This window comes from Chryseobacterium sp. CS2K3, assembly GCF_059515185.1.
The window spans coordinates 328,532-339,946 of the sequence record NZ_JCAKRW010000006.1; the positions used below are offsets into that span (position 1 = coordinate 328,532).

The window sequence follows — 11,415 nt, forward strand, 5'->3', positions numbered from 1 at the left end:
TTAAAATGGATATCCGATGGCAATATTTAAAACAAGATTATCTTTTCTCCAGCTTGGATCTCCGAAATTGATTTTATCGATAGCCCATCTGTCTCCCTTTTCATAATAAGGTACTCTCAATGGCATTGCTAAGTCAAGCCTTAAAACTAGAATAGAAAAATCAAGTCTCAGACCAACTCCGGCTCCTACTGCAATTTCATCCAGAAAATCTTTTGTAAACTTTGCACCCGGTCTTGTATCATCATTATGGAGCAGCCAGATATTTCCGGCATCTACAAAAACAGCAGCATTTATGAATTTGTATAGGTTAGCACGATATTCAGCATTTAATTCCAGCTTTACATCTCCGGACTGATCGAAATAAGTTCCTGATTGTATTGTTCTTGGATCAAAACTTCCGGGACCTAGTGTTCTTGCACGGAATGCTCTTATACTATTACTTCCTCCTGAGAAAAACTGCTTGGAGAAAGGTACAAATTCAGAATTTCCATAAGGATAAGCAATACCTCCAATGAATCTTGTTGCTAATGAAGATTTTTCTGTAAACTTATGATAGAATCTGAAATCATTTTCAATTTTGGCATATTGGCTGAAAGGAATACCAAATATTTTTTTCTCTTTATCCTTCTTTACATTAGCTCCCGTCACCAGTCCTGTGATATTTCCTGCCAGATCCAGCGTTCCTTTGTAATAAAAAGTATTCTTTTTCGGCAGCATGGTATTGGTATAAGTATAAGAGTAGGTAGGACCAAAAATTAATTGCCTGTCTACAATTCGCTTTAATGCTGGATTTGTTTCATACTTTTTTTTGTATTCATCAGTCACTTTCTGAGGAGAAACCAAAGTAATATCAATCACTTTCAGCTCATGTTCTTTTCTGGCATTTTCCTTCCATAAATATCCGAATGAAGCTGTGAAATTATTAAGGGTATAATATTTCGATCTGTTTTGAAATTCATAGCCCAATGTAATATTCGTTCTCGGAACAAACTCACTGGAAGAATGAAAACGGAATGGTGCCACAATTCTCGGAATCGAAAGCTGAACATTAGTTCCGGCACGGAAGATATTATTAGCATCCTGAGCGCCTCCCATCTGGAAATCAAAAGCTCCGAAGATCGCGGCTTTAAACTGTTCTGCACCTCTGAAGAAATTCCTATGGGTCCAGTTCAGGTTAAGCTCACTACCTGCATAATTGGCAGAGTTTGTTCTTCCCAATGCTTCAAGTCTTAAAGACTGAATTTGTCTTGGTGTTAATAAATAATAAGCATCAAACTTATGATTTAAAGAGTCAGAAGTCACAAATTCATTTTTTACGAACTTAAATACTCCCAGACTGATCAATCGGTTTAAAGTAAGATTATGATTGGAGCGGTTATAAAGATCTCCCTTTTTAAAGTATAAAGCTCTGTCAAATATTTTCGGTTTGAACTTATGTTGCGGATCAATAACATAAATATCATCAAATGCATATTTGCTAAGAGAATCTTTATTCATAGGAATGCTGTATTTTCCCTCTTTTACATCCTGAATATTATAATTGGGAAATACAATCACATTATCAATACTAAACTGTTGGGTCGCAAGATCAGGCGTATTATCCTTAAGCTTTACATTCAGTTCTACCTTATGATTTTTGTTCACAGTACTATCTGCCTGTACAATAATATTGTCAGGGTGGAAATAATAAAATCCTCTTTCTTTTAAACCGTTATCAATTCTTTCTCTTTCCGATTTGATGACATCCAGGTCAAATGGTTTCCCGTTTTTAAGAAGAGTTTTTCCTGCTAAATTTTGAATTTCCTGATTAACAAGAGTAGAATCTTTTTGAAATTTTACCCCATCCACCAAATATCTCGCTCCGGGTTTCAAAGTATAGATTACCTTCGCTTTTTTATTTTTTGAAACGGTATCGTAAGTAGCGTGCGCATTGAAATATCCTTTGTTTTCAGAATAATTTTCAATGATATCTTTATTGAACTCACGATCTACATCTCCTAATAGAACAGGTTTTTCACCTATTTTATATTTAAGCCAATAATTAAATCCTTTATCCTTTTTAGGCTCTTTAGCAATATTGTAAAAGTAAAGCTTAGGACGCATTCCCAAAAATGTAGAATTCGGTTTTGGAGTAAGATTGGCTTCCAGTGCTGCCTGAAGATCTTTCTTGTCTTTCTTTGAAATAGTGTCGCTTTCAATCTTTACCTCAGCGCCAGTGTAAAGCATTTGATTTTCCTTCAAAAACCTTGTATTGCTGCACGACACTACTGCCGAAGATAATCCGGAAACCAACAGAAATTTACAGTATGTATGAAATGTATTACTCATTATTTAAATTCTACCACTTGATTGTTTTGATTCTTTTTAGGCTTCTTTTCTTTTGCTTTGGATTTCTCGAAAATCTCACGGAATTTGTCATAATCCAGCGTAATAATAAACCCTACACCAGTCTCTATAATTTGCCCCTGAAGAGCAACCTGATATTCATCTTTACGATATGCGCGAAGCATGTATCTTCCGTCTTTGGAAAGGCTGTAATCCACAGAAACATTTCCTGCAATATTGGTCATGTTTTCATTCTGGCGTGCCTGTCCTTCCAATCCGAAATTACTTCCTACTGTTACTTTCAGCCTGTCATTTAATAATTTTTTACTGATATCTACATTCAGATCAGTTCTTGTATTTTTTTGTCCTGAAGAATAATCTTCTGAGGAATCAAGACCAAAATTAAGATCTACACCTTTAATTAATCCTGAAGCAAGGTTATTCAATTGCTGAGAAAGAATTTTACTCACACTTTGTCTTGCCATAGTTTCAGCGGACATTCCTGCGCCACTTTCAAATGGATTTTCTCCAATGAAACGGTTCAGAAGTAGTAAAGCAAATACCTGCTTATTCAATTCTGACTCCTGGGTTCTAAGCTGTGCAAGTTTCTGATCAATCACATCTTTTACATTGGTAGATATGGAGTTATTTTTCTCTTCAGTGGTAATATCAAAACTCAGTTGCGGCTTCAGTAGCTCACCTTTCATCTTTAACAGCGTGTTGAAAGGTACCCTTTGTTTGTATTGATTCATCGTAGAAGCACTTTCACCACTGATTTGCTGTTCTACAAGATCAATTGGAGCTGCTTCAGTTTTATAAACGGCTGTAATATCCATAATCGCGGTGGTAGGTTCACCCGTCCAGGTAATGGTACTGCCTTCCTGAATATCAAATCTTCGTTTCAGGAAGCTTACCGAAAGATCATAGCTTCCTTTGTTCACTTCATAAACACCTACTAACGTCGTTTTTCCTGAAGGATCAATTCCTCCCGTTAATTCAGCTTCTCCCTGTAGCTGAACAAAGTCTCCATTAGCTTTATCAATAACAATAGAGAGTTTTGCGTCTTTGCTTACCTCAATATTTACGCTCACATCCATTCCCTTGATACGACTTTGTGCATTCAGAGAGTCTGTTTTGATGGTTTTATTTAAAACAACCTGATCCTGATCCACAAACTCTACAATTCCATCTCTTTCCTGTAGTGAAGGATTAGATTGTGGCAGTACAAAGGTGAAATCTGTATTATCAGCAACACTCAATCTACCATCTACTTTTGGTAAATCAAGATTTCCGCGGATATGAAGCCCTGCATCTATAGCAAGAATCCCATACATCATTGCATCGTTGGATTTTTGTGAGTTTACCACCTTGAAATCTTTGGCATTAACATTCAGGTTGAATGCAAAATCTCTATAGGTTTGTGTAAGAACCTGTCCGTCTACTACCAAAGCATTTCCGTCCTTATCTTTGATTTTAAATTTATCGAACTCAATTCCGCGGTTTGTAAAGTCTATCTCATCATTCAGATTTCTGAAATCACTTCCGGTTTTTGCTATTTCCAGCCCTGCATCATTAAACTTTACTTTCCCCAGAATATTAGGTTTATCTGTAGTTCCTGTAATGTTGAGGTTTCCGGAAAGATAGCCTTCCGTATTGGTAATCGCATTCATGGAAAATCCTTGAATACTCTTCATTTGAAGCTGGTTGATCGCCATCTTCAGGTCGAAAGAGCTCGAAGCTGTATTGTAATCTCCAAGAATCCTTACATCGTTATTGTTACCGGAAAGAGCTATATCAGCATTTAAAAGTTTCGGTGAAGAATTGTTTACTTTTACTGCGAGATTTCCGACAGGGCTACCATAGACAATAAGATTGGATACATTCAGGTCAGAAGTGAAGGTCATATCCTTCATCACATCTCTGAGTTGAGCCGTTCCGTTAATGGTTCCTCTTGCCAGAACCGTATCTTTTTTGATAAGTTCTGTAATCGTTTCGATTTTAAAATCTTTCAAAGCGATGTTAAGCGGGCTGCTTGGGCTGCTGTTTTCCGATTGAATGGAAATTTCACTTCCGCCATTGCTCAGAATAAAATTATCTGCTAAAATCCCTTTGTTACTGATTTGAATTTTATTGTTCTCGGCAATATTCCAATCTGCATAGTTTAGTTTTAAACCATTAGGATTTAGAGAAATTTCTGTAATGTCATTCAATGATTTTGCATTTCCGGCAATAAGGAAACGGGTAACATCTTTATCGTCTTTTGTGGTTGCATTATAATTGATGGTGTTATCAGCAACATCACCATTAATATCAATTTTATTGATTGAAAAACTTGAACTTTTTAAAGCAGCAACGTTCAAGCTGTACTGTAATGCCTGATTTTCATTAGTAACTTTTAATATTCCTTTTTCGATAGTATTTTCACCATAAAGAAGTTGTGGAATTTGTCCGTCAATTTCGATTTTCTGAGAATCGGCATCATAATTTCCATTTAAATTAATCGTCTCAAAACTTTTCAGTTCCGGCACGAATTTTCTGATCAGGTCATCATTTTTAATCTTTGCATTAAAAGTAAAATGCTGCCCCAGATCAATTTTCTGTGTTTTATCCGGCTTCTGGAACTGATAATACTGATTGATAGTCTTCGTTAAAGCGCCAAATATCTGGGTAAGCTTATATTTTCCTTTCAGTTCAACATCGGCAACCTGAGAATTGAAAATAATCTGCGTAGAATCCGTAGTGGAAGATGCTTTAAGGTTCATTTCCTGCACAGGATACACTTCTTTGGTATCGGAAAAAGCAAAATCTTTTAGGTTTAAATAACCATTCAGATTATTAGGATCAAGACTTGTAAAGTCTCCGTCTATTTTTCCGGCAAGAATCATAGGTTTCTCATAAAAACCAAGTTTATTGACATCCAGCTTGATGACTTCACCGTTCACTTTAACAGTAGGATTTTTCTTGTCATAGATACCCGAAGCAGTTAATAGTAAATCAGCATTCGGATCTTTTGAGTTCAAAATAACATGATAAGCTCCTTTATTGATCTTACCCGTTACATTCATATTCTGATAACGATACCCTTTATAAACAGCGGAGGCTACATGACCTTTTAGATCTGCATTAGCATTTTTAAAGTCAAAACTTTCTCCTTTTGCAGAAATCTGTGCGGTAATAGAGCCTATATCTTTATTCTGAATGATTTTTCCAACCTGTACGCCTTGCAGATTGGCTTTTACATCATATAATTCATGATTTTTCCTACGCATATCTACATTGGCAACAATTGCTGCATTTCCAAGAGTAGAATAGAGGTTGAGATCAGTATTCACCATTTTGGTGGTTCCTTTTGCTGTTCCTTTTACACTGAAGTTTGAAGGAAGAGTAATATTAGAAGGAATGGTGTTTTTCGGAATAAGGTTGAAGATGGTTTTAGAATTTGAAGAAAACTCACCGATTCTTACATCATAGTACAACTGATCAGGATTCATGGCGTTCTTGATTCTTCCGGATGCAATCACTCTCAGCTGATCCAAACCTGAAACTTTAAGATCCTGAATCAAAAGATCATTCACCATACCTTTGACGTTTGCATTGACATTCAGAATAGCGTTTGGATATGTATTGAACGGAGCTGTATTTCTTAAGGTAGGAACCAGATTCAGAATATCTGAAAACCCGATTTTCGAATCTTTGATATTGGCTGAAATTTTTACAGCCCCAGGATTATGAGTCAGCTCATCAATGGAGTTATAATTTAAAATAACCTCATCACGCAATAATGTTTTAGGAGTTTGCAGATATAAATCTTTCAGGGATGCTTCTTTTTCTGCATAGACAAAATCTGTATTGAATTTCTGAATGTTTAAACCTCTGGCTTCCTGAATTTCGGCAGAATTAACAGTTCCGGCAAAGGTGTTATTCTCCATTTTGAAACTCCTTACTTCGGTATTTAATTTAGAAAAGTTCAGATGATTGAAGTCTATTCCCTGTTTGGTAGGAGCAATGGCGGTATTGTTGTAGGTAGCTTTTACATCGTTCAGAACAAGTTTTCCCAAAAGAAGTTTCATGGCTTTATCCTGATCGGAAACTTTTGAAACATCAGATTCTTTTTTATCTTTTGGATTGGCATTTTGAGTCGGAAGGTAAAGGTTCGCATTAATGTCTGCTCCGGAAAGGAAAACATTGGCAACGTTGAAAGAATTATTCTCAAGATCAAGCTTATTAACTTTTGTGCTTAATTCTTTGAACAAAACTTTGGCAAAGGTCTTGGTATTTTCATCACCATAATCAATATCGAAGTGAGTAAGCTTGATTCCTCTTAAACCAATATTCATTGGCTTTTTTTCATTAAGGGAATCTACTTTTTTCTCTACCTTCTTGGAAACTTCCTCTACAATTCCCTGCTTCAATTTTAATTTTAATCCATCAAGATTAATATCATTGACAGCATATGTATTTTTATTGAGATCAAATTTTTTAACTCTGGTATCAAAGGATTTGAAGTACAGATTAATATCATTTTTCGACTGTTGGTCATTGAAGGTAACTCCAATATCTTTTAAATTGATTTTATCCAGAGAAATAATGAATGGCTTGGAAGGGCTTTCTTCTTTATCACTTGTAGCGAAAGCATCAATGATATAATCAAAATTGAATTTGCCATCCGGTTTTCTTACCACATTCGCACGAGCGCCTTCTAAATCTACAGAGGTTATATCTGCTGTAGAATTGATCAGCTTTAGCATGTCTAATCCTACATCCAGCTTTTTTACGGCTAAAAGAGTATCAACGTCCTGTCCTTTGAGGTAAAGGTTTTCCATGACAAGGCTGTTGGGAAACCCGATGTAAACTCTTTCGAGGCTTACTTTGGTGTTGATTTTTTTCTCAAGATAAACAACAAGTTTGTCTTTAATGAAATTTTGGACGGCGGGAAGTCTTAAGCTCAGTATCAATAGGGTAAGGAGAACCAATATTGAAATAAAGGTTATTGCAATACGCCTTAAGAGTTTTGAGGTGTTGATTTTTAGTTTCAAAAGCGATGTGGTTTCTAACAAAGATAATAATACTTATTTTATCCGGTCTTTGTTGTGGTACCATTTTCGAATGCAAAAATCCTGCCTTGGCTGCCTTATTATGGAATTTTTAGTTGTGTAGTTGTCAAGTGAATAGTTGAGTAAGACGAGCCAAGGTGTGGATTTTGTTTTTTAAAAAGCCCCCTTTATATCATTTTTTATGTTGAAAAGGTTAGTTAGCAAAAATGAAAATTCAAATGTTAGTATAGTAAAGGGGGCTTGGCATGGTTTGTATTAATCAGATAATAATCATCTAATCGTTTCCGTTTTCCCATTTCACCTCATCTCCCTGAGGAGCGGCACCACCCTGAGCTGGTGTGATGGGAGGGGTTTCCTGGTTGATATGGTAAATGTAAGCTGCAATTTTTTCAGCATCTCTTCCTGTAATGGTTCCGTCTTTGATGAATGGTCTCATGGTCGGATTATTGGGAGAACCGTTTTCAAGCATCCAGAAAACATTTTTGAATAAGCTTTTTTCCTTGATGTTGATCCAGTGTGTGTCGGTAAGATTAGGACCTATTCCTCCTTTTCCGGCATCTCCGTGGCAGGTTACGCAGTTGGTTTTGAAAAGTTCCTGACCTTCTGCGATATTATCTGCGTTGTATTTTGCAGATTCAAGGTTGATCTGGGGAGCAGTTTTTTCATACTCTTCAATGGAAGCAAGCATGGTTTTCGCTTCTTTGGTATATTCGGCATCCGGATGAGCATAATCTGTAAAGGCATAAGCCGTTAAATACACTGCACAGAAAATACATCCGAACCAGAACAGACCGATCCACCACTTTGGAAGAGAATTGTCAAGCTCTGTAATTCCGTCGAAGCCATGATCAATAAGAATATCTTTTTCTTCCGTTGCAGACTGTTTTTTGAAAGCAGAATTCCATAATTTTTGATAGTAAGGAACTTTTCTTGCTTCCAGATATTCTTTTTTCTCCTCTTCAGATAATCTGCTGAAGTTTTCATTTTCAATCATGTCTCCGATAGAATTCATGATCATCAGAAGAATAATGGCTATTAATATCAACGCCCAGAAAAATGGAGAAGAAAAGTATCCTGAATCACTGGCGAACATTTCAAACGCCATGATCGTTAGACCTATCGTTGTTGCGATATATATTGAAATGGGGGTTCTCGTTTTCATTACATCAATTTTTAATGATTACTCTGCACTTGCTGTTTGGATCTGTGTTGTTTTGATATCTGTACCTAATCTTTGCAGGTAAGCGATCATTGCTACGATTTCTCTTTGTTCAAGCGGAATATAAGCTGCTCCTTTTGCAATTTTTTCTTTAGCCATCTGATCTCTTACATCGGTAGCTTCGGAGTAAATTCTTTCTACAATAGCTTTTGACTGGTTGTCTGCCCATTGATTGGCAGAATCAATCTGTGCTTTTGTATATGGAACAGCAAATGAATTCTTCATTAGTTTTATTTTGTCTACCATCTGTGAACGGTCCAGTTTATTGGTAATTAACCAAGGGAAACGTGGCATAATAGAACCTGCAGAAGTAATTCTTGGGTTATACATGTGCTTAAAGTGCCATGAATCCGGGTTTCTGCCTCCTTCTCTGTGAAGATCCGGTCCTGTTCTCTTAGATCCCCATAAGAAAGGTCTGTCGTATACAAATTCTCCCGCTTTAGAGTATTGTCCGTTCTTTCCTTCAAATCTTACTACCTCATCACGGAAAGGTCGGATCATCTGAGAGTGGCAAGAATTACATCCTTCACGGATATATAAATCTCTTCCCTCAAGCTCTAATGGTGTATAAGGCTTCACTGCGGTAATGGTGGGAACACTTTGTTTCAGTGATAATGTCGGGATGATTTCTACCAGCCCCCCGATTGCTATGGTAATAAAAGCTAATACCGCAAGCAGAGTAGGAGTTCTTTCTAACCAAAGGTGTACACCTTCGCCTTCTTTTCTTGTACTGCCAATGTTGGCTAATGCCGGAGCTTCTGCAGGTACTTCTTTCTGGAATGAACCCGCCTTAATAGTCTTGATCACATTGATCACCATTAAAATAGCCCCTGAAAGATAAAGAACACCTCCTAAGAATCTCATTTTAAAATATGGAATGATCGCTGTAACGGTATCCAGCCAGTTTTTCCATAATAAGGTACCGTCCGGATTAAATTGTTTCCACATTAATCCTTGGGTGAATCCTGAAATATACATTGGTACTGCATAAAAAATGATTCCTAATGTTCCTAACCAGAAATGCCAGTTAGCTAGTTTTACAGACCAAAGTTTTGTTCTCCACATAATCGGAACCAGGTAATATACTACTCCGAATGCCATGAAGCCATTCCATCCAAGAGCTCCTAGGTGTACGTGTCCGATAACCCAGTCTGTATAGTGTCCTATTTTATTTAATGATTTTGTTGCTAATAAAGGTCCTTCAAACGTTGCCATACCATAGCAGGTAACGGCTACCACGAAGAATTTAAGGATAGGATTTTCTCTTACTTTATCCCATGCCCCTCTTAAGGTAAGAAGACCATTCAGCATACCACCCCAAGACGGCGCAATCAGCATGATAGAGAAACCTGTACCTACCGCCTGTGCCCAGGCAGGTAATGCTGTATATTGCAGGTGGTGAGGTCCTGCCCAAAGATAAACGAAGATTAATGACCAGAAGTGAATAATAGATAATTTGTATGAGAATACTGGTCGTTGGGCTGCTTTAGGCATAAAGTAATACATCAGACCTAATACAGGGGTGGTTAATACGAATGCAACCGCATTGTGACCATACCACCATTGTACTAATGCATCTTTTACACCTGCATATACAGAATAAGATTTCCAGCTTGTGAAAGATAAAGGAACTTCAAGGTTATTGAAAATGTGAAGCATTGCTACGGCAATCCATGTTGCCATGTAGAACCAGATCGCTACATATAAATGTCTTACCCTTCTTTTAGCAATGGTTCCAAACATATTGATTCCGAATACTACCCATGAGAAAGTAATTAATATATCAATAGGCCACTCATGCTCAGCATATTCTTTAGAAGTATTGATACCCATCAGGAAAGTAATCACTACGGTAACAATCATAAACTGCCAAGACCAGAAGTGAATCCATGAAAGCGTATCACTATACATTCTTGTTTTCAGCAATCTCTGCATACTGTAATAAGCACCGCAGAAGAAGGAATTACAAACGAAAGCAAAAATTACGGCACTCGTGTGAAGCATTCTGATCCTTCCGAATCCCATCGCTCCTTGTGTATTGATAAGCCCCTGAATATTACCCGAAGCTAAACTCTTAATCGTTGTATCATCCGTACCGAATAAAAATTCAGGTAATTCAGGATAAAAAAGCATCAAAGCGGCAGTAAGCCCCAGCAGAAATCCGACGAGTCCGAATACGATAGTTGCATAGAGGAATGCCCTGACAATATTATTGTCATAGTTAAATTTTTGCGTCTCCATAAATTCCAATAGTGTTTACCGAAGTGATATTTGCTCTGAAAATGGTTTATTTTTCGCCGTTTTCGATGTTAAAAGTAAATATCATGTAACGTGTATAATGTTTTGCCAAAGGTATTTATTAACTTTGTTGGAGGCTAATAGATAATCTTCTAAAATATACCGAAAACTACTAAAACAAAAACGATGAAAGTATGTGGACAAAATATCAGGAAAATACGAAGGAGTAAAGACCTTACTCAGGAATACATGGCTTTTGAAATGGGGATTTCCCAAAAAGCATATTCCGATATTGAAAACTCCAAAGTGAAGATCAATCTTGAGATCCTGACTAAGATTTCAGATATTTTAGACATAAAGCCTTCCGATATTTGCAGCATTTCTCATAAATGCGGTACAGATGACGGATACGAAGATAAATATCAGGAACTTTTGGAATATATGAAAAAGAATAATATTCCGATTCCGGATGCGCATTTAAAAAGATAGATATATTCTTTCAGATCTTAGATAAAGATAATAAACCAGTCTTGACCGTTGTGTGAAGACTGGTTTATTATTTATTTTCTTATTACCCCT

The 11,415-nt window shown here is 36.7% G+C and carries 5 protein-coding genes; 1 reads left to right on the forward strand and 4 read right to left on the reverse strand.

Translation table 11 applies throughout. The features are described from left to right. The 4 genes from tamL to ccoN all read right to left on the reverse strand — a co-directional run bounded on the left by tamL (position 1) and on the right by ccoN (position 10,839). Positions 1-2,328 (reverse strand): translocation and assembly module lipoprotein TamL, encoded by a 2,328-nt coding sequence (gene tamL, locus AC5YGG_RS13040; protein ID WP_496144903.1) that lies wholly within the window; start codon positions 2,326-2,328, stop codon positions 1-3. Next, positions 2,328-7,361 (reverse strand): translocation/assembly module TamB domain-containing protein, encoded by a 5,034-nt coding sequence (locus AC5YGG_RS13045; protein ID WP_496144904.1) that lies wholly within the window; start codon positions 7,359-7,361, stop codon positions 2,328-2,330. The genes tamL and AC5YGG_RS13045 overlap by 1 nt, the downstream gene beginning before the upstream one ends. A gap of 292 nt (positions 7,362-7,653) precedes the next feature. Next, positions 7,654-8,541 (reverse strand): c-type cytochrome, encoded by an 888-nt coding sequence (locus tag AC5YGG_RS13050; protein ID WP_496144905.1) that lies wholly within the window; start codon positions 8,539-8,541, stop codon positions 7,654-7,656. 18 nt (positions 8,542-8,559) lie between these two features. After that, the gene (gene ccoN, locus AC5YGG_RS13055; RefSeq protein ID WP_496144906.1) at positions 8,560-10,839 is read right to left on the reverse strand and encodes a cytochrome-c oxidase, cbb3-type subunit I; all 2,280 of its coding nucleotides are present in this window, start codon (positions 10,837-10,839) and stop codon (positions 8,560-8,562) included. Positions 10,840-11,022: 183 nt separating this feature from the next. On the opposite strand from ccoN, the gene AC5YGG_RS13060 reads away from it, so the two are divergent. Beyond that, positions 11,023-11,325: a helix-turn-helix domain-containing protein gene (locus AC5YGG_RS13060; protein ID WP_496144907.1), complete on the forward strand. Its 303-nt coding sequence runs from the start codon at positions 11,023-11,025 to the stop codon at positions 11,323-11,325. Positions 11,326-11,415 lie beyond the last annotated feature (90 nt).